The following is an 18,760-nucleotide window of genomic DNA, read 5'->3' on the forward strand; positions in this document are numbered from 1 at the left end:
GCGGCATCCTTCGCCGCCCGATCCAACACGTGTGCCCAAGCGCACCTCCGGGAGTTCCATCGTGGCGCTGATCGTCCAGAAGTACGGCGGATCGTCGGTCGCGGATGCCGAGAGCATCAAGCGCGTCGCCAAGCGCATCGTCGACACGCGCCGCGCCGGCCACGAGGTGGTCGTCGCCGTCAGCGCGATGGGCGACACCACCGACGAGCTGCTCGACCTGGCCGCAGAGGTCGCACCCATCCCGGCGCCGCGCGAGCTGGACATGCTGCTCTCCAGCGGCGAGCGCATCTCGATGGCGCTGCTGGCGATGGCGATCCACTCCATGGGATTCGAGGCGCGGTCGTTCACAGGCAGCCAGGCGGGCATGATCACCGACGCCACGCATGGCGCAGCCCGCATCGTCGATGTCACGCCGATCCGCCTGCGCGAAGCCCTCGACGAGGGGGCGATCGTCATCGTCGCGGGCTTCCAGGGATTCAACCGCGACACCCGCGACATCACGACGCTGGGACGTGGGGGATCCGACACCACCGCCGTCGCGCTCGCAGCCGCGCTCGATGCCGACGTGTGCGAGATCTACAGCGACGTCGACGGGATCTTCACCGCCGATCCGCGCGTCGTGCCTCGCGCGAAGAAGCTGGGCGTCGTCTCGGCCGAGGAGATGCTCGAGCTCGCTGCCAACGGTGCGAAGGTGCTGTACATCCGCGCCGTCGAATACGCGCGGCGTCACGGCGTGCTGATCCACGCGCGGTCGACGTTCAGCTCCGCCGTCGGCACGTTCGTGCTCGGCGACGGGATGACGCTGCCGGACGAGCTGTCCGACGGGCAAGAGGGAGAACAGATGGAAGAGCCGATCGTCGCGGGCGTTGCGACCGACCTCAGCCAGGCCAAGATCACGATCATCGGCGTGCCGGACGTCCCCGGCAAGGCGGCCGAGATCTTCAAGATCATCGCCAAGTCCGGTGCCAACGTCGACATGATCGTGCAGAACGTGTCGGCGGCGGCAACGGGTCGCACCGACATCTCCTTCACGCTGCCCAAGGCCGACGCGGCGACCGCGCTGAAGGCGCTCGCCGGCGAGCAGACCGCCGTCGGCTTCGAAAGCCTCGTGCACGACGACCAGATCGGCAAGCTCTCGGTGGTCGGCGCCGGGATGCGCACCCACTCCGGTGTGTCGGCGACACTCTTCGAGGCGCTCAGCGTCGCGGGGATCAACATCGAGATGATCTCCACCTCGGAGATCCGGATCTCGGTCGTCGTCCGCGGCGACGACCTGGCCGAGGCGGCGCGCGTCGTGCACCGCGCGTACGGCCTGGACGGCGACGTCGAAGCCGTCGTGCACGCCGGCACCGGCCGCTGACCGCCATGGACACGGCGCATCTGCCTCTGTCCGCGGTCGTCGGCCTGCCCGTTCTCGGGCCCTTCGGAGAGCTCTCCCGGCTCGTCCCCGCCGCGTGGCAGCAGCTCGAGGAGATGGTGGGACGCAACGCGGACGAGAACTTCGTCGAACTGAGCACGCAGCTCCGAGACGGGCGCTACCACGAGGTCGTCGGCGTGCTGCGAGAGGCCCAGACCGCGGCGGAGATCTCCCGACCCGGCATGGTCACCGTCCTGGTGCCGCCGGGAGAATGGCTCTCCGCGCAACACGGCGGTCCACGGGAGACGATCGCGGAAGGGTTCGACGCGCTCATCGCAGAGGCGCAGCGGCTCGGACGCACTCCCAGCGGCGAGAAGCTCGACATCGGATACCGCCTCGACGGCGCCGAGGAGAGTCACGAGCTCCGGATCCGACTCCTGCCCGCTTCGCGACGGGCGTAACCGGTGGCCGCTCCTACCGTGCGGCGGCGGTAGAATCGGGCAATCCCGCGCGTCCGACGGCGTCCGCGCGTCCGCTCCACGCTGAGGAACTTCCATGACCCGTATCTCCGAAACAGGACTCTCCGTCGCCGTCGTCGGCGCGACCGGCCAGGTCGGCACGGTCATGCGCGAGATCCTCGCGGAGCGCAACTTCCCGATCCGCGAGCTCCGGCTCTTCGCCACGGCGCGCTCGGCCGGCACCACCGTGGAGTTCGCCGGGGAAGCCGTCGTCATCGAGGATGTCGCGACGGCCGACCCGTCCGGCATCGACATCGCACTGTTCTCGGCCGGCGCCACCGGCAGCCGTGCGCACGCGCCGCGGTTCGCCGAGGCTGGCGCCATCGTGATCGACAACTCCAGCGCCTGGCGCATGGACCCCGACGTGCCGCTCGTGGTGAGCGAGGTGAACCCCCACGCGATCGCCGAGGCGAAGAAGGGCATCATCGCCAACCCGAACTGCACCACGATGGCCGCCATGCCGGTGCTGAAGGTGCTGGACACCGAAGCGGGCCTGGAGCGCCTCATGATCTCGACGTACCAGGCGGTCTCGGGTTCGGGTCTCGCCGGCGCCCGCGAGCTCCTCGGCCAGGTCGAGGCCGTCATCGCCCAGCCGAACGCGATCGAGCTCGTGCACGACGGATCCGCGGTGGCCTTCCCCGAGCCGGAGAAGTACGTCGCGCCCATCGCCTTCGACGTCATCCCGTTCGCCGGGAACCTGGTCGACGACGGCTGGAACGAGACCGACGAGGAGAAGAAGCTCCGCAACGAGAGCCGCAAGATCCTCGAGCTGCCGGACCTGCGGGTCGCCGGCACGTGCGTGCGCGTGCCCGTCTTCACCGGTCACTCGCTGTCGATCCACGCGGAGTTCGCCCGCGACATCACCCCGGAGCGCGCGCGCGATCTGCTCGCCTCGGCGCCCGGCGTCTCGCTCGAAGAGGTTCCGACCCCGTTGCAGGCCGCGGGCAACGACCCCAGCTACGTCGGCCGCATCCGAGCCGATCAGTCGGCGCCGGAGGGGAAGGGCCTCGTGCTGTTCATCTCGAACGACAACCTCCGAAAGGGCGCCGCGCTCAACGCGGTGCAGATCGGCGAGATCGTCGCCTCCCGGCTGCTGTCGCTGGCGAAGCAGGACGTTCCCGCCTGATTTGCCCGGGCGGCAAGATCGCCCGGACTTTCCACCCCTGACCGGATTCCCGGTCAGGGGTGCTTTCGCGCGCGAATAGAATCGTCTGGTGACCGAAAAGTTGGACGTCAGCTCCCTCGATGCGAACCGCAGCGCTCTTCCCGGCGGCACGGTGGATGTGCTCCTGATCGGCGGTGGCATCATGAGCGCGACCCTCGGCACCCTGATCCGGCAGCTGCAGCCGGATTGGAAGATCGCGGTGTTCGAGCGTCTGCACGAGGTGGGCCTGGAGAGCTCCAACGCGTGGAACAACGCCGGCACCGGTCACGCCGCACTGTGCGAGCTGAACTACATGCCCGAAGGTCCCGACGGGTCGGTCGACCCCACGAAGGCCATCGCCATCAACGAGCAGTTCCAGCAGAGCCGCCAGTACTGGTCGTCGCTGGTCGAGCAGGGCGTCCTCGACGAGCCCTCCACCTTCATCAACTCCACCCCGCACATGACGTTCGTGCGCGGAGAGAAGGACGTCGCGTACCTGCGCAAGCGCTACGAGGTGCTCAAGGAGCAGCCGCTGTTCGCCGGCATCCAGTACAGCGAGGACTCGCGGGTCATCCATCAGTGGGCGCCGCTGCTGATGAAGAAGCGCCGCAAGGGCGAGCCGTTCGCCGCCACGCGCGTGCCCGCCGGCACCGACGTCGATTTCGGCGCCCTCACCCGTCAGATGTTCGCCTACCTGTCCGCGAACGGCGTCGACGTGCGCACGAACACCGAGGTGCGCCGCCTCAAGCGACTCCGCGACGGATCATGGCGAGTGCGCTACCGCCGCACGGTGGGGCAGACCCCCGGCGAGATCCGCGCGCGCTTCGTTTTCGTCGGCGCCGGCGGCTGGGCGCTCAAGCTCCTGCAGCGCGCGGGCATCCCTGAGATCTCCGGCTACGGTGTCTTCCCGATCGGCGGACAGTTCCTCAAGACGACCAAGCCCGAGCTCGTCGCACAGCACAAGGCGAAGGTGTACTCGCAGGCCTCGGTGGGGGCGCCGCCGATGTCGGTGCCGCACCTGGACACGCGCATCGTCGACGGCGAGGCATCCCTGCTGTTCGGGCCGTTCGCGACGTTCAGCCCCAAGTTCCTCAAGAACGGCTCGTTGTGGGACATCGTCGGCCAGGTGCGTCCGGGAAACCTCGGCCCCATGCTCAAGGTCGCCATCGACAACCCGGGGCTCATCAAGTACCTCGTCAGCGAACTGCTGAAGAACCACAAGAGGAAGGTCGACAGCCTGCGGGTCTTCGTACCCACCGCGAAGGACGAGGACTGGGAGCTCATCCAGGCCGGCCAGCGTGCACAGGTGATGAAGAAGGATCCGAAGAAGGGCGGCGTCCTCCAGTTCGGCACCGAGGTGGTCACCGGCGCGGATGGCACCATCGCAGGACTGCTCGGCGCCTCGCCGGGCGCCTCGACCGCCGTCTCCATCATGCTGGGGCTGCTCAAGACCTGCTTCCCTGAGCGCATCGACGCGTGGGAGCCGCGACTGCGAGAGCTGATCCCCAGCTACGGCGACACCCTCAACCCGCGCCCGGAGGTGGCCGAGGAGGTCCTCACCGAGACGGCGGAGGCGCTCGCGCTGGTCTGAGCCGAGGCCGCCGATCCATGAGGCTGTGGTCGCTGCATCCCTCGATCCTCGATCGCGCTGCACTGATCTCGTGCTGGCGTGAGGGACTGCTCGCGCAGCGCGTGCTGACCGGCACCACGCGGGGCTACACGAAGCATCCCCAGCTGGAGCGGTTCCGGGCGACCCCTGAGCCCCTCGACGCGATCGGGCACTACCTGATGAGCGTGCGCCAGGCGGCGACGCTGCGCGGGTACGTCTTCGACGCGTCCCGCGTCCTGCGGCCGGATGCCTCCACGCCGGCCATCCCGGTGACCAGCGGCCAGCTGGCGTACGAGTTGGAGCATCTGCGGCGGAAGGTCGCGGTCCGTGACCCCGCCTGGCTGCCGCGGCTCCCCGAGGTCGCATGGCCGTCTCCGAGCCTGATCGAGGTGCCCGGCGGCGTCGAATCGTGGGAACGCGCGTCACCGTAGACTCGCGGGGTGGCCAAGCTCTACTTCCGGTACGGAGCGATGAACTCCGGCAAGTCGACGTCGCTTCTGCAGGCCGCCTACAACTACGAGGAGCGCGGGCAGCACGTGCTGCTGGCCAAGCCGACCATCGACACCAAGGGCGCGGACCAGATCGACAGCCGGCTGGGCGTCAAGCGCACCGTCGACTTCCTCATCGACCCCGACGACGATCTGCGGACGCTGTTCCACACGCACCGTGAACGGCTGAGGCGCAACGCCGCGGCCGCCCTGGTCCCGGAATCTGACGAGCACGAGGTGGACGTCGCGTGCCTGCTCATCGACGAGGCGCAGTTCCTGACGCCGGAGCACGTCGACGACCTGCTGCGCATCGTCGTGCTCGACCGCGTGCCGGTGCTCGCATACGGCATCCGCACCGACTTCCAGACGCAGGCCTTCCCCGGCTCGGCACGCCTGATGGAGCTCGCCCACAGCCTGGAGGAGCTGAAGACGATCTGCCGCTGCGGGCGCAAGGCCATCTTCAACGCGCGCCTGGTCGGCGGACGCTTCGTCTTCGAGGGCGACCAGGTGGCGATCGACGAGCTGAGCGCCGACCGCGTCACGTACGAGTCGCTGTGCGCCGAGGACTACCTGCGCGAGTCGGGTGGTCGGTTGCGCTGACTGTCAGCCCTCTAGGCTTGAGACCATGCGAGTACTTCTCACCGGCGGAGCCGGCTACATCGGCGCGCACACGGCCGTCGCCCTCGTCGAGGCCGGGCACGACGTGCTGGTCGTCGACGACCTGTCGAACTCCTCGGCCGAGGCGGTCGCGCGCGTGGAGCGCATCACCGGCGCGACCATCCCGCTGCTGAGCGCCGACGCGCGCGACGCGGACGCGCTCACGGCTTTCGTGCGCGAGCACGCGCCGGTGGACGCCGTGATCCACCTCGCCGGGCTCAAGGCGGTGGGGGAGTCCGTGGCCGAGCCGCTCCGGTACTACGACGTGAACATCGGCTCCTCGATCGCGGTCCTGAAGGTGATGGCGGCCGAGGGCATCCGGACGATCGTCTTCTCGAGCTCGGCCACGGTGTACGGCGAGCCCGAGTCCCTCCCGCTGTCGGAGGAGTCGCCCACCGGGATCGACCTGGCGAACCCGTACGGCAAGACCAAGCGCATGATCGAGGAGATCCTCAAGGACGCCGCCGCGGCCGACCCGCATCTGCGCGCGGTGAGCCTGCGCTACTTCAACCCGGTGGGCGCTCACGACAGCGGCCTCATCGGGGAGGACCCCACCGGCGTCCCCAACAACCTCATGCCGTACGTCGCGCGCGTGGCCGTCGGCGCCCTCGAGCGCGTCGGCGTGTTCGGGGACGACTACGACACGCCGGACGGCACGGGGCAGCGTGACTACATCCACGTCGTCGATCTCGCCGCCGGGCACGTCGCCGCGCTCGAGCACGCCCGAGAGGGGTACGAGGTCTACAACCTGGGCACCGGCACACCGGTCAGCGTGCTGGAGCTCATCGCGGCCTTCGAGCGCGCGGCCGGCAAGGAGATCCCGCGGGAGATCCTGCCCCGCCGTGCCGGCGACATCGCCGCGTCCTACTGCGACCCGTCGAAGGCGCAGCGGGAGCTCGGCTGGCGCGCGACCCGCACGATCGACGACGCGTGTCGCGACTCGTGGAACTGGCAGTCGAACAACCCCACGGGGTACGCGACCGCCTGAACGGACTCCCGCGCGGACGCGCTTGCTGTGGTCGGACCACAGGTGTATCGTGGTCTGACCACAACGATGAGGAGATTCGTGGCAAGCGTTTCCCGAGCCTGGCGCGTGGTGCTCGAGAAGATCGAGACGGATCTCCTCGACGGCACCCTGCAGCCCGGCGACCGACTGCCGCCCGAGAGGGAGCTCGCAGCGACGCTCGGCGTCGGGCGCTCGAGCGTCCGCGAGGCGTTGCGCGTGCTCGAGGTGATGGGTCTGATCCGCACCGGCACCGGGTCGGGTCCGACGTCCGGAGCGATCATCATCGCGACACCGCAGGGTGGGATGTCGGCGCTGCTGCGACTGCAGGTCGCCGCACAAGGGTTCCCCCTCGACGACGTCGTGGCGACGCGTCTCGTGCTGGAGTCCGCCGTCGCCCAGGCCCTGGCGTCGGATCCCGACCGCCGCACCGATGGGGCTCGAGCGGTGCTCGAAGCCATGGACGCCGACGACCTCACCGCTGCGGAGTTCCTGGCGCTGGACGCTCAGCTGCACCTGGCCCTCGCCGAGGCATCCGGCAACGTCGTGATCACCGCCATGATGGCGGGCCTGCGCATGGCGATCGAGTCGTACGTGCAGGCCGGCGCGGCGCGGATCCAGGACTGGGATGCCACCGCCGAGCGCCTGCGCGGCGAGCACCGCGACATCCTCGCCGCTGTCGAGGCGGGGGAGCCCGAGCGCGCCCGGACGCTCGTGCGCGACCACATCACCGGCTACTACGCGCACGCGGGCCTCGCGCGCGCCTGAGCCGGCATCCACTCCATCCCGAGACGAAGGACATCCATGGTCAAGCGTCAGCTGCCCAAGCCGACCGAGCTGCTCGAGCTCATGCAGTTCAAGAAGCCCGAGCTCAACGCGAAGAAGCGTCGCCTCGACGCCGCGCTCACCATCTACGACCTGCGGCGCATCGCCAAGCGCCGCACGCCGAAGGCCGCGTTCGACTACACCGACGGTGCCGCGGAGGGCGAGCTCTCGCTCGCACGAGCACGGCAGGCGTTCGAGGATGTCGAGTTCCACCCCAGCATCCTCCGCCCGGCCGAGAGCGTCGACATGTCGACCGAAATCCTCGGCGGGCCGAGCGCGCTGCCGTTCGGCATCGCGCCGACCGGGTTCACTCGGCTGATGCAGACCGAGGGCGAGAGCGCGGGGGCCGCCGCCGCCGGCGCCGCGGGCATCCCGTTCACCCTGTCGACGCTCGGCACGACGTCGATCGAAGACGTCAAGAGGGCGAACCCGAACGGGCGAAACTGGTTCCAGCTGTACGTCATGCGCGACCGCGAGATCTCGTACGGGCTCGTCCGCCGCGCCGCCGAGGCCGGCTTCGACACCCTGCAGTTCACCGTCGACACCCCGGTGGCCGGCGCGCGACTGCGCGACAAGCGGAACGGCTTCTCGATCCCGCCGCAGCTGACGGTCGGCACGATCATCAACGCGATCCCGCGCCCCTGGTGGTGGTTCGACTTCCTCACCACCCCCAAGCTCGAGTTCGCGTCGCTGTCCACGACGGGCGGTACGGTCGGGGAGCTGCTCAACGCCGCGATGGACCCGACGATCAGCTTCGACGACCTGACCGTCATCCGCGAGCTGTGGCCGGGCAAGATCGTGGTGAAGGGCGTGCAGAACCTCGAGGACTCGGTGCGGCTCATCGACGCCGGCGTCGACGGGATCATCCTGTCCAACCACGGCGGACGTCAGCTGGACCGCGCGCCCGTGCCGTTCCACCTGCTGCCGCAGGTCGTGCGCGAGGTCGGCAAGGATGCCACCGTCATGATCGACACCGGAATCATGAACGGCGCAGACATCGTCGCCTCGATCGCGATGGGCGCGAAGTTCACGCTCATCGGACGCGCGTACCTGTACGGGCTCATGGCGGGCGGACGCGAGGGCGTGGACCGCGCGATCGCGATCCTGCGCAGCGAGATCGAACGGACGATGCAGCTGCTCGGCGTGTCGAGCGTCGCGGAGCTCGAGCCCAGGCACGTCACGCAGCTGACCCGGCTCATGCCGCTCGCCGGCGCGCCGGCCGAGGCCATCGGCGGGGGCGCTCCGCGCGTACGCGCGGTGTCCGATTCGTCGGCGTCGTCCCCGTCGCGCGGGGCCGGTGCGAAGGCACCTGCGAAGAAGAGCTCCACGGCGGCGCGGACCGGGGCCGCGGCGAAGGCATCCGGTGCGACGAAGAGCGCCGCGGCGAAGACGGCTGAGGCAGGCACGAGCTCGGCGGGACGCTCCTCGGCGGCTGCCGGGAGCTGATCACGCGAGGTGTGCGCATCCGGGCGGCGAGGGTCGCCCGGATGCCGCCCTGCGCCGCGCGCGTCAGCGGGCGGCGGTTTCCTGGCGAGCCGGAAGAGCGGGGATGAACCGCTCGAGGAACGCGGCGGTGTCCTCCCAGCCGTCGACCGCCTGGCAGGCGACGCCCATCGCCAGAACGGGGTAGTCGTTGCCGTCCGGGTCGAGGCGGTCGCCGACGAAGAGCATGTCGTCGAGCGGGATGCCGCTCTGCTCGGCCAGCTGTCGCATGCCGTAGGCCTTGTCGATGCCCCGTTCGGTGATGTCGACCGACGTGGAGCCTCCGGAGCGGACCTCGAGGTCGGGCAGCAGTTCGGCCACGGCGGCGCGCAGCCGGTTCTTCTTCTCGCCGGTGGGATCCCAGGCCATCTTCGCCTCGACGGGCGCCTGCTGACCGAGGGCCGAGAAGGTGATCTGCGAGCCGCGGTCCTCGAGGATGTCGCCCCACGTCCGGGGCTCCCACAGGCCGAGGCGGCGCGCCTCCTGCTCGACGGCGGCGAGGGCACGGGCCTTCTGGTCGTCCGTCAGGGAGCGCTTGTACACGGTGACGACGCCGTCGCCGGACAGGCGGTAGTACTGCGTGCCGCAGGTGGGAAGCAGGTGCATGTGCGCGAGGATCCCGGCCGAGGCCGCAGGAAGTCGGTCCACGACCTGGCTGGTGAACTGTGCGAGCTGTCCGCCGGAGATGATCGCGACGTCGACGCGCTCGGCGAGAGCCACGAGGAGGTCGCCCATGCGAGGGTCGATCGGGCTCTTGGACGGAGCCAGCGTGTCGTCGAGATCGAAGGCGACGAGGCGAGGGGGAGTGCTGTCAGTCACGTGCGCGTCCTTCCATGCGAGAGGCTCCGCCTCGCGGCGGAGCCTCTCCGTTGTCGGGGTGACAGGATTTGAACCTGCGGCCTCTTCGTCCCGAACGAAGCGCGCTACCAAGCTGCGCCACACCCCGGAAGCAACCCCCCGAGTCTACCTGATGTTGACCGCTGCGCCGAACCGTCGGCGGGGGAGGGCCACGAGCGCCGCTCCCGCGGTCAGCAGGGCGATCGCCGAGCCGGACGCGGCACGCACCCAGGTCTCGGACACGCCGGTGGCGGCGAGCGGCGGCTCGTCCGCCTGACCGGGTGCTCCCGGCACATCGGGCGCCGACACCGTCGTCGTCTCGTTCGGTATGCCGCAGACGCCGACGTGAACGGTCTCGCCCGTGCGGTCGACCGCGCGCTCCTGCCAGTAGTACGTGCCGGCGAGTTCGATCGCGGGAGCTGTCACGACGTAATCGCCCGGCGTCGCGACGTCGATCCACGCGCTCTCCCACACCAGGTTCTCGGTGACGCAGCTCGCCTCGGGCGGTACGCCCTCCGCCGCACGGTACACCGCTCCGGCCACGCGGAGCCCGTCAGCCGGAATCGGAGCCGAGACGCGGATCGTGTCGCTGATCGGTTCTCCGACGACGGCCGCTGGCTGCGCCTGGGTGGCGATGCTCGGCACCATGGTGACCTGACTGCGCTCACCGAACTGCTCGGTCCACACGAAGTCGTCGCCGAGGTGCCGGCGCACGACCTCGGACTGGTCCTCGCCGCGGATGGTCCACACCGCGGTGTAGAAGCCCGGTTCCGCCATCGTCCACTCCGAGCGCACGGTGTACGGGCCTTCCGGTCCCGTCGCAGGGTCGGTCACCAGCGCGAGCTCGCCGGCGACCGCCTCCTCCGGCGGCGGCGATGAGGTGGGAACCGGCTCGGTCTCGGTGCGGTACACCGCGGCGCGGGCCGACACCGGAAGGTAGCTGCCGTCCTCTCCGCGCGGCCATTCCCCGGCCGTGGTGGCGAAGGACACGTCATCGACGAAAGGGCCACCGGGAGCGTAGCGCGAGCCGACCTGGGTCGTGATGGCGGGCGAGAACGGCGGGACGCGCTGCTGGCCGCCGGCGACCTCGAACTCCAGCTTGCCGGCCGGTCCCGCCGTGTCCTGCCCGCCCGCGGTCACGAAGTGGCGGACGGCAGCCGTGAAGCCCGCCGAGAAGCGCCCCGAGGCGGCGACCTCGTACGGCCTTCCCGCCGCCGGCGGCGACATCCGGATGGCGTAGCGGGTGCCGGCGGCGGCGTCGCCGCGGAACACCTGACCGGTGTCTTCGAAGACGGCGTTCGTAAGTCGCAACGACCCGGTCGCGGCGATCGTCGCGTCGACCTGCACCGTGCCGGCCAGAGGGTCCGCGTCATCCCACGTGAACGCGACGGTGCCGCTGGCCGAGGCGGCTCCCGCAGCGAGACGGGTGGCCTCGCCGTAGTAGGCGACCGCGCGCTGCTGGACGGCGACATTGTGATCAGGAGCCAGGCGCGAGAAGGTCCAGTCGATCGCGCCGGCGAGCGAGTCGCCACGGTACCCGAAAGCGTGGAGCGTCTCATCCCAGTCGGCGATCGCCTTGACCGCCCAGCCGACCGCGGCGGCCTGCACCGCGTCGTCGGTCTGCCCGTACGTGCTGACCAGCATGTTGATGGCCGTCAGCTGCGACGGGTTCAGACCGGCGGCCGATCCGCTCACGCCCTGATCGACGCTCGCGCCCGTCGGTGCCGGCGCGCCGGGAGTGATGCAGTACGTGTGGACGCCGTTGACGAGCATCGAGCCGTGCCACCCGTACGCGGACACCGGCGCCCACGTGCCGAAGCCCGCGCCCTGCGATGCAGCGTTCGCCGGTGCGGCACCGAGGAGTCCGACGACCACGGGGGCGAGGACCGCCAGGATGGCGCTCGCGAGCGCGAGGAGACGGAAGCGAGGAGGATGCGGGTTCACATGACGGTTCGGCACACCGTCGATCCTGCGATCGCGCCGGATTCGGCCGGTCGCGTGTCGACGGATCTGCGCAGAACCGGTGTGAAGCCGGAGCTGTGGAGGAGCGGGTGCTCAGTCGCGCGCGGACAGCGTGATCAGCGACGCCTCGGGCCGGCAGGCGAAGCGCACCGGGGCGTAGATGGAATGCCCGAGTCCGGCGCTGACGTTGAGCGGCACGGTGCGGTCGTGGTTCGTCCAGGTGCTGAGACCGCGCGACTGCCGCAGCGGGATGTCGCAGTTCGCCACGAGTGCGCCGAAGCCCGGCACCCGCACCTGGCCGCCGTGGGTATGCCCGGCCAGCAGCACGTCCGCGCCCAGATCGGTGAAGGCGTCGAGCACCCGCCGATACGGCGCGTGCGTGACGCCGATCGTCAGCGCCGCCGGTCCGGCTGCGCGCAGGTCGCCGACGGCGTCCGGAATCACCTCGAGCCGATCCCAATCGCGGTGGGCGTCGCTGACGCCGAAGGCGTCGATGCGCAGGCCGCTCGCGGCGACCGAACCGGCCCTGTTGTTGAGGTCGACCCAGCCGAGCTCCTCGGACAGGTAGTCATCGAGGGCGTCGGTGTCCAGCGGCTCAGCGGTGGTCTTGATCTTCGACGGTCCGGTGAAGTACTTCAGCGGATTCCTCGGCGACGGCGCCACGTGGTCGTTGGACCCGTGGACGAAGAAGCCCGGGATGCCGCGCAGCGGGTCGTACGCCGCCCGCAGGCCGCTCAGTCCGCGGGCATGGCCGAGATTGTCGCCCGTGTTCACGACCAGGTCGGGCTCGAGCTCCGCGAGCGCGGCAATCCACTGCTGTTTGCGCCGCTGCCACGGCGCCATGTGCGCGTCCGACAGGTGCAGCACGCGGAGGGGGTCCGACCCGGGCGGGAGGATCGCGAGTTCATGGAAGCGGACCGTGAAGAGATACCGTTCGATCCCGATGCCCCACACCGCCGCAGCGGCGCCGGCCACCCCCACCGCGCCGAGCGAGGTGAGGGCGGCACGGGCACCGCGGGATGCTGCGCGCGGCACTAGCAGTCGGTCTTCGTCACGACCACCGAGATCGCGGCGTTGCGATTGACGACGCTTCCGGCCGGCGGGTTGGTGCCGATCGCTCGGTTGTTCCCGTCCGCCGCTTCCTGACACGTCGTCGTGACGTTCCCGAACCCGGCCCCCCGCAGCGCCGCTTCCGCCGCCTTCTCCGGCTGTCCCGTCACATCCGGTACCGCGATCGCCTGCCCGTTGCTCGGATTGATGGTCACGGTGATCCCGCCCGCGACACGGCCCGCCCCGGGGTTCTGCGCCGCGACGACACCTTCGGGGCGATCCGAATCCACCGGCTCTCCGACAACGACCCCGAAACCGAGCTGCTCGAGCTTCCCACGCGCTTCGTCCACCGACAGACCGACGACATCGGGGAGATCCTCGAGGATCTGGCGAGTCAGGTTGGAATCGGCGTTCGGGAAGCGATCGCCCCCGTAGACGGCGTTCGCGGCGGCTTGGATCTGCCGCGCGATCGGATAGCGCAGATTGTTCACGGTGTCGCGGCCGCTCCACTTCCGGGAGACGTCGACTTCGCCGATCGAGTTTCCGACCCACACGGCGGTGGCGACCTTCGTGCTCGACTCGATCATCCATGTCTGCCACAGTTCGTGCGTGCCCGTCTTGCCAAGCACGGGCACACCGTCACGCGGGTTGGCGCGGTTACCGGTGCCGCCGTTCATGACGCCCTGGAGTGCGGACGCCGCCGTGGCAGCCACCGCGGGATCGAGGACCTGCGAGCAGGTGCGCTCGGGCTTGGGCAGCTCGTTCCCGTCGGAATCCGTGACCTTGTCGATCACCGTGGGCTGGCAGTAGATGCCGTTGTTGGCGACGGTCGCGTAGGCGCCTGCCATCGCCAGAGGCGAGACGTTGTCGGAGCCGATGACCTGGTTGGCGTTGATCATGTTGATATCGGCGCCATCGCCCCGGGTGACACCCAGCTTCTTCACGACCTTCGTGATGTCGCACAGGTCGAGCTGGGTCGCCATCGCGACGAATCCGGAGTTCAGCGAGTCGCGCGTGAAGCGCATAGGCGTGCCGTAGTAGCCGCCGCCCTGGCCGAAGTTGTTCGGCTTCCAGTTCTCCATGTTCACCCAGTCGCCCTCACAGCTGTTGGTCATGCGCTTGGGCGGTCGCACCGTGCCGTTGATCGACTGATTGAGCGACTTGCCCTGCTCGAGCCAGTCGATGAGAGTGAACAGCTTGAAGGTCGAGCCGGCCGGGAAGCCGATCGACCCGCCGAAGTCGCGGTCGCCGGCGTAGACGATGCTGGAGAAGTTCGGGTCGCCGCCGTTGTCGCCGTCTCGGAATTGCGTGTTCTGCGCGATCGAGAGCACACGGCCCGTCGTCGCCTCGATGCTGGTCGCCGCCGCACCGAACGCCATGTCGGGCAGGGAGCTCGGCGCCCACTCCGCGACCGTGTCGCGCGCGGGGTTCTGCACGCGCCAGTCGAGGGTCAGGTAGATGTTCAGGCCGCCCTGACGGAGGTTCCTGACACGCTCCTCCGTCGTCTCGCCGAAGGCAGGATCGCGCTCGACGACCATGCGGGCGTACTGGCAGAAGTACTCGGCGCCGCTGGCGTTTCCGCAGCCGGTCTTGGGCGCGGTGATGTTCGGGGTGATCGGCTCGATCACGGCCGCCTCGTACTGCTCCTGGGTGATCTTGCCGTCATCGAGCATCCGGCTGAGCACGTACAGCTGCCGGCCCTTGGTCGCCGAGTAGCCGTCGGCGGCCGCGAGGTACTGCTCCTGCGTGATCTTGCCCTGCTCGAGCATGCTGTCCAGGGCGGCCAGCTGCCCGGCCTTGACATCGTCGATCGAGCCGTCGGGCGCCTTGTTGAACGTGGCGCCGTCGCTGCCGAAGATGGACCCGCCCGGGCGGTCGATGCGGTAGGTGTTGGGGTTCTGCACGATGCCGGCGAGCGTCGCCGCCTGCGACAGGCTGAGCTCGGCCGCCGAGACACCGAAGTAGTAGCGCGCCGCCGCGTCGATGCCGTACGTGGTGCCGCCGAAGTTGGCGATGTTGAGGTAGCCGAGCAGGATGTCGTTCTTGGAGTACTTCTGCTCGAGCGCGATCGCGTACCGCATCTCCTGCAGCTTGCGCTGGATGCCTTCGGTGCCGACGGCGGTCGTCGCCTCGGTCCAGCAGTTCAGCAGCGCCTGGTCGCGGGTGACCTGGACGACCTCGCCCTTCTCGTTCTCCTCCTCGTGGGCCTCGGCGTCGCGCTCGCAGTCCTGGATGAGGATGTTCTTGACGTACTGCTGGCTGATCGACGAGCCACCCTGGGTCTCGCCGCCGCCGCGGATGTTCGACAGCACCGCGCGGGTGGTGCCGATGAGGTCAACGCCGCCATGCTGGTAGTAGCGCGGGTCCTCACTGGAGAGGATCGCGTCATACATCACGGGAGTGATCTGGTCCCACTCCACCGGCGACCGGTTCTGGTCGTAGAACTGCGTCAGCACCTCGTCCTGGCCGGTGTCGGGGTTCTTGACCCAGAACGTCGTCGGCAGCATCAGCTTCTCGATGTCGAGCACGCTCGGCAGCCGGTCGAACAGCGTGATCGCGCTGGAGGCTGCCGCACCCGACAGTGCGACGGCGGGAGTCACCGTGGCGGCGATGAGGACACCCGCGACCGCGCTGAGGCCCACGAGGCCGGCGAGACCGCCGAGCACACCGCTAGCCGTCCGATTCTTATCAGGCATAGGGTGATCGTAGGGGAGATACCTGGGCGATTCCCTCAGAGACGTGCGCCCGAAAGGTGTTTCCCAGCATCGACCGGGCCGTCTCGGCCACCCGCCCCGCTGACCCGAGGAGTCGCGAATGACGACGTGGGAGTATCTCACCACGCCCCTTCTGATCCACAACACCGCCGCGATCCTCAACAACTGGGGCAAGCAGGGCTGGGAGCTGGTGCAGGTCGTCCCGGGTCCCGAGGGCGGTCTGGTCGCCTACTTCAAGCGCCCGATGGGCGGTGGCCAGTCCAACGCGGGACTGGATGCCGCCGCGCAGGCCGCGAAGCAGTTCGAGGAGCCCTCGGCATGAGCGTCAGCGCGCGACTGGAAGAGCTGGGCATCGAACTGCCCGGCGTGGTGCCGCCGGTGGCCGCATACATGCCGGCCAAGGCGCATGGCGACCTGGTGTACACCGCCGGGCAGCTGCCGATGATCGCGGGCGAGCTGCCGGCGACCGGCAAGGTGGGCGACGGCGCGGGACTGGTTCCGCCGGCGGACGCCGCCGCGTACGCGCGCCAGAGCGCTCTGAACGCGATCGCCGCGGCAGCCGACGCTGTCGGCGGCGTGGACCGGCTCACCGGCGTCCTCAAGCTCACCGGGTTCGTGGCATCCGTTCCGGAGTTCACCGGGCAGCCGGGCGTCATCAACGGCGCCAGTGAGCTGCTCGGCGAGATCTTCGGCGAGGCCGGCCGCCACGCCCGCTCGGCCGTGGGAGTGCCGGTGCTGCCGCTGGATGCCCCCGTCGAGGTCGAGGTCGTCTTCTCCTACGCCTGACGCGTTCCGACGCGCTTCGCTCGCTCGACGGCCGCGGCTGTCCGCTACTTCAGCTGCGCCGAGATCACGCTCATGACCGCTGTGTCGGCGAGCGTCGTCGTGTCGCCGACTTCGCGGCCCTCGGCGACGTCGCGAAGCAGGCGCCGCATGATCTTGCCCGAGCGGGTCTTGGGCAGCTCGCCGACGATGTAGACATCGCGCGGCCGTGCGATGGGGCCGATCTGCTGGCCCACCCACTGGCGCAGCGTGTCCGCCAGGCCCTCGGGGGAGTGCTCGTCGAGGTAGGACTGCTTGATGATGACGAACGCCACGACGGCCTGGCCCGTGGTCTCGTCCGACGCGCCCACGACGGCCGCCTCGGCGACGGCTTCGTTCGCGACGAGCGCCGACTCGATCTCGGTCGTCGAGAGCCGGTGCCCGGAGACGTTCATGACGTCGTCGACGCGGCCCAGCAGCCACACGTCGCCGTCGTCGTCGAGCCGCGCCCCGTCCCCGGCGAAGTAGTACCCCTGCTTCCGGAACTTCTCCCAGTACGTCTCGACGAATCGCTCGGGGTCGCCCCAGATGCCGCGCAGCATGGACGGCCAGGGCTCGGTGATCACCAGGAGTCCGCCGTTGCCGTTGCCGACGTGCGCGCCGTCCTCGTCGACGACGTCGATGGAGATGCCCGGGAGCGGGACCTGTGCCGAGCCCGGCTTTGTCTCGGTGACCCCGGGCAGCGCCGAGATCATGATGGCGCCGGTCTCGGTCTGCCACCACGTGTCCACGATCGGCGCGGTCTTGCCTCCGATCACCTTGCGGTACCACATCCAGGCCTCCGGGTTGATGGGCTCGCCCACCGACCCGAGCAGACGCAGCGACGACAGGTCGAACTGCTTGGGGACCGAGCGGCCGATCTTCATGAAGGAGCGGATCGCGGTCGGTGCGGTGTAGAGGACGGTGACGCCGTACTTCTGCACGATCTCCCACCACCGGCCCGGATGCGGGGTGTCGGGCGTGCCCTCGTACAGCACCTGGGTGGCGCCGTTGGCGAGCGGCCCGTATGTCACGTAGCTGTGGCCGGTGACCCAGCCGATGTCCGCGGTGCACCAGTACACATCGGTCTCGGGATGGATGTCATGGACGACCTTGTTCGTGAAGGCCGTCTGCGTGAGATAGCCGCCCGAGGTGTGCAGGATGCCCTTCGGCTTCCCGGTCGTGCCGGACGTATAGAGGATGAACAGCGGGTTCTCGGCCGGGAAGGGCTTGGCCTCATGTTCCGCAGGAGCCTGCGGCACGACGTCGTGCCACCAGATGTCGCGGCCCTCGGCCCAGTCGACGTCGTTCTCGCCGCGCTTGACCACGAGCACGTGCTCGACCGTCTCCTGCACGCCCGAGCCGTTGCGGTCGGCCAGCGCCATATCGACGGCGGGCTTCAGCGGCGACACCTTGCCCTTGCGGTAGCCGCCGTCCGCGGTGATGACGAGCTTGGCCCCGGCGTCGTCGATCCGAGAGCGAAGGCTGTCGGCGGAGAACCCGCCGAACACCACCGAGTGGATCGCGCCGATGCGCACCACGGCCAGCATCGCGGCGACCGCTTCGGGGATCATCGGCATGTAGATCGCGACGCGGTCGCCCTCGCCGATGCCAAGCCCCTCGAGCACGTTCGCCAGTCGCTTCACCTCGGTGGTGAGCTCGGCGTAGGTCACCCGGCGCTCGTCGCCCGGCTCGCCCTCCCAGAGCAGAGCGACGCGGTCGCCTCGGCCTGCCTCCACGTGGCGGTCGAGGCAGTTGTAGGCGACGTTGAGCTCTCCGTCGGCGAACCATCGCGCGAACGGCGGATTCGACCAGTCGAGCACCTGCGTGAACGGCGTGTGCCAGTGCAGCGCCCGTGCCTGGTCGGTCCAGAACCCCTCGCGATCGGCGGCGGCCTGCTCGTAGAGGTCGGCGGTGGCGACCGCGGCGGCAGCGAACTCCGGCGGCGGGGCGAACCGGCGCGTCTCGGTCAGGAGGTGGTCGATCTGGCTGCTCATGGAGCGCGCTCCTTTGCGGGCTGGAAACGGATGCGGGGCGCCGAAGCCGGGACCTCGGCGAGTCTGCAGGAAATGTATCCGCCGCCGGAACGGGTCACCACCCCCGATAGTAGGTGCGGCGGGCGCGACCGGCTGGCACGGCCCTGACGTGAGAATCCTCTCCTTTTTGGATGTTCACGTTCCGTGAGGTACAGCTCCTCGCATATGCTGGCCCCCGGCCGAACATCGATTCTGGCATCGCGGGCCCGGCGTCAACCCCCCGAATTCGGGCACCGCATACGGCGGCATCCCATTCCCCCCATGGGATGCCGCCTTC

The 18,760-nt window shown here is 69.6% G+C and carries 15 protein-coding genes, 1 tRNA gene and 1 pseudogene; 11 read left to right on the forward strand and 6 right to left on the reverse strand.

Annotated features, from left to right (window positions below):
- Positions 1 to 61 precede the first annotated feature (61 nt).
- From AC5RVZ_RS03455 to AC5RVZ_RS03495, 9 genes and pseudogenes are all read left to right on the forward strand, one after another.
- The gene (locus tag AC5RVZ_RS03455; RefSeq protein ID WP_494064727.1) at positions 62 to 1,360 is read left to right on the forward strand and encodes an aspartate kinase; all 1,299 of its coding nucleotides are present in this window, start codon (positions 62 to 64) and stop codon (positions 1,358 to 1,360) included.
- Between the two features lie 5 nt (positions 1,361 to 1,365).
- Complete coding sequence (locus AC5RVZ_RS03460; protein ID WP_494064372.1) at positions 1,366 to 1,818, forward strand: hypothetical protein; 453 nt, start codon at positions 1,366 to 1,368, stop codon at positions 1,816 to 1,818.
- A gap of 94 nt (positions 1,819 to 1,912) precedes the next feature.
- A complete protein-coding gene (locus tag AC5RVZ_RS03465) occupies positions 1,913 to 3,001 on the forward strand; it encodes an aspartate-semialdehyde dehydrogenase (RefSeq protein WP_494064373.1) in 1,089 nt (362 codons plus the stop codon).
- Between the two features lie 100 nt (positions 3,002 to 3,101).
- Positions 3,102 to 4,610, forward strand: a complete 1,509-nt coding sequence (locus AC5RVZ_RS03470) for a malate:quinone oxidoreductase (RefSeq protein ID WP_494064728.1) — start codon at positions 3,102 to 3,104, stop codon at positions 4,608 to 4,610.
- Between the two features lie 17 nt (positions 4,611 to 4,627).
- Positions 4,628 to 5,059, forward strand: a complete 432-nt coding sequence (locus AC5RVZ_RS03475; protein WP_494064374.1) for a pyrimidine dimer DNA glycosylase/endonuclease V — start codon at positions 4,628 to 4,630, stop codon at positions 5,057 to 5,059.
- Positions 5,060 to 5,068: 9 nt separating this feature from the next.
- Positions 5,069 to 5,716 carry a thymidine kinase gene (locus AC5RVZ_RS03480; protein ID WP_494064375.1) on the forward strand — a complete coding sequence of 216 codons (648 nt, stop codon included), beginning with the start codon at positions 5,069 to 5,071 and terminating at the stop codon, positions 5,714 to 5,716.
- Between the two features lie 25 nt (positions 5,717 to 5,741).
- Positions 5,742 to 6,761: a UDP-glucose 4-epimerase GalE gene (gene galE, locus AC5RVZ_RS03485; RefSeq protein ID WP_494064376.1), complete on the forward strand. Its 1,020-nt coding sequence runs from the start codon at positions 5,742 to 5,744 to the stop codon at positions 6,759 to 6,761.
- Positions 6,762 to 6,839: 78 nt separating this feature from the next.
- Positions 6,840 to 7,544, forward strand: coding sequence for a FadR/GntR family transcriptional regulator (locus AC5RVZ_RS03490; protein WP_494064377.1), 705 nt, complete (start codon positions 6,840 to 6,842; stop codon positions 7,542 to 7,544).
- Between the two features lie 36 nt (positions 7,545 to 7,580).
- Positions 7,581 to 8,822, forward strand: a pseudogene (locus AC5RVZ_RS03495) (alpha-hydroxy acid oxidase); the annotation flags it as partial.
- A 288-nt stretch (positions 8,823 to 9,110) separates the two neighbouring features.
- On the opposite strand, the gene AC5RVZ_RS03500 reads toward AC5RVZ_RS03495, so the two are convergent.
- The 5 genes from AC5RVZ_RS03500 to AC5RVZ_RS03520 all read right to left on the reverse strand — a co-directional run bounded on the left by AC5RVZ_RS03500 (position 9,111) and on the right by AC5RVZ_RS03520 (position 15,628).
- Positions 9,111 to 9,902, reverse strand: coding sequence for an HAD-IIB family hydrolase (locus tag AC5RVZ_RS03500; RefSeq protein ID WP_494064378.1), 792 nt, complete (start codon positions 9,900 to 9,902; stop codon positions 9,111 to 9,113).
- Between the two features lie 53 nt (positions 9,903 to 9,955).
- Positions 9,956 to 10,029, reverse strand: a tRNA-Pro gene (locus tag AC5RVZ_RS03505).
- A 17-nt stretch (positions 10,030 to 10,046) separates the two neighbouring features.
- Positions 10,047 to 11,879 (reverse strand): hypothetical protein, encoded by a 1,833-nt coding sequence (locus AC5RVZ_RS03510; protein WP_494064379.1) that lies wholly within the window; start codon positions 11,877 to 11,879, stop codon positions 10,047 to 10,049.
- A 96-nt stretch (positions 11,880 to 11,975) separates the two neighbouring features.
- Positions 11,976 to 12,917, reverse strand: a complete 942-nt coding sequence (locus AC5RVZ_RS03515) for a metallophosphoesterase (protein WP_494064380.1) — start codon at positions 12,915 to 12,917, stop codon at positions 11,976 to 11,978.
- Positions 12,917 to 15,628: a transglycosylase domain-containing protein gene (locus AC5RVZ_RS03520; RefSeq protein ID WP_494064381.1), complete on the reverse strand. Its 2,712-nt coding sequence runs from the start codon at positions 15,626 to 15,628 to the stop codon at positions 12,917 to 12,919. Before AC5RVZ_RS03520 ends, AC5RVZ_RS03515 begins: the two co-directional genes overlap by 1 nt.
- A gap of 118 nt (positions 15,629 to 15,746) precedes the next feature.
- Between AC5RVZ_RS03520 and sp36 the strand changes: the two genes are divergently transcribed.
- The gene (sp36, locus tag AC5RVZ_RS03525; protein ID WP_494064382.1) at positions 15,747 to 15,968 is read left to right on the forward strand and encodes a Sp36 family protein; all 222 of its coding nucleotides are present in this window, start codon (positions 15,747 to 15,749) and stop codon (positions 15,966 to 15,968) included.
- A complete protein-coding gene (locus tag AC5RVZ_RS03530) occupies positions 15,965 to 16,432 on the forward strand; it encodes a RidA family protein (protein WP_494064383.1) in 468 nt (155 codons plus the stop codon). The genes sp36 and AC5RVZ_RS03530 overlap by 4 nt, the downstream gene beginning before the upstream one ends.
- A 44-nt stretch (positions 16,433 to 16,476) precedes the next feature.
- Here AC5RVZ_RS03530 and acs read toward each other — a convergent pair whose 3' ends face one another.
- The gene (acs, locus tag AC5RVZ_RS03535; RefSeq protein WP_494064384.1) at positions 16,477 to 18,444 is read right to left on the reverse strand and encodes an acetate--CoA ligase; all 1,968 of its coding nucleotides are present in this window, start codon (positions 18,442 to 18,444) and stop codon (positions 16,477 to 16,479) included.
- Between the last annotated feature and the right edge of the window lie 316 nt (positions 18,445 to 18,760).

The organism is Arthrobacter sp. Cza30, from assembly GCF_059090765.1.

Excerpts from the sequence above, each read along its gene's own strand:
- AC5RVZ_RS03460 (WP_494064372.1), top strand. The coding sequence starts at position 1,366 with ATGGACACGGCGCATCTGCCTCTGTCCGCGGTCGTCGGCCTGCCCGTT.
- AC5RVZ_RS03465 (WP_494064373.1), top strand. The coding sequence starts at position 1,913 with ATGACCCGTATCTCCGAAACAGGACTCTCCGTCGCCGTCGTCGGCGCG.
- AC5RVZ_RS03475 (WP_494064374.1), top strand. The coding sequence starts at position 4,628 with ATGAGGCTGTGGTCGCTGCATCCCTCGATCCTCGATCGCGCTGCACTG.
- galE (WP_494064376.1), top strand. The coding sequence starts at position 5,742 with ATGCGAGTACTTCTCACCGGCGGAGCCGGCTACATCGGCGCGCACACG.
- AC5RVZ_RS03520 (WP_494064381.1), bottom strand. The coding sequence starts at position 15,628 with ATGCCTGATAAGAATCGGACGGCTAGCGGTGTGCTCGGCGGTCTCGCC.
- sp36 (WP_494064382.1), top strand. The coding sequence starts at position 15,747 with ATGACGACGTGGGAGTATCTCACCACGCCCCTTCTGATCCACAACACC.
- AC5RVZ_RS03530 (WP_494064383.1), top strand. The coding sequence starts at position 15,965 with ATGAGCGTCAGCGCGCGACTGGAAGAGCTGGGCATCGAACTGCCCGGC.
- acs (WP_494064384.1), bottom strand. The coding sequence starts at position 18,444 with ATGAGCAGCCAGATCGACCACCTCCTGACCGAGACGCGCCGGTTCGCC.